1 protein-coding gene is annotated in these 261 nt (G+C 59.4%); it reads right to left on the bottom strand.

Translation table 11 applies throughout. The annotated features are described in order from the left end of the window. On the bottom strand, window positions 1-261 hold a 261-nt coding region (locus SB756_RS31625; protein WP_410913441.1), incomplete at both ends, for a DUF927 domain-containing protein.

Raw genomic sequence — 261 nt, 5'->3', positions numbered from 1 at the left:
GCAAGGCGCAGCCCCATGTCGACCAACGGACCCAATACGTCTTTGCCGAAGTCGCCTGTCATGGTCCGCGCCGGGATGTTCCAGCGCTTCTTTTCACCGTCGGGGTCATCGAACTCGACGAGTAGACCCCAGTTGTGTCCCTTTTCGTCGCGAGTGCGCGCAAGAATTTCAAGTGGTGAACACACAGGGCGAGCGTCACCATCTTCGGTGGCGTAGAACACACCGTCTTCTGTCAGGCGGAAGCCCGTCGGGAGAGTTTCC

The organism is Pseudomonas sp. SIMBA_068 (genome assembly GCF_046534705.1).
In the GTDB taxonomy this organism is placed as follows: domain Bacteria; phylum Pseudomonadota; class Gammaproteobacteria; order Pseudomonadales; family Pseudomonadaceae; genus Aquipseudomonas; species Aquipseudomonas putida.
Note: the sequence above shows the minus strand (reverse complement) of the source record. Positions and strands in the feature narration are given on the sequence as shown.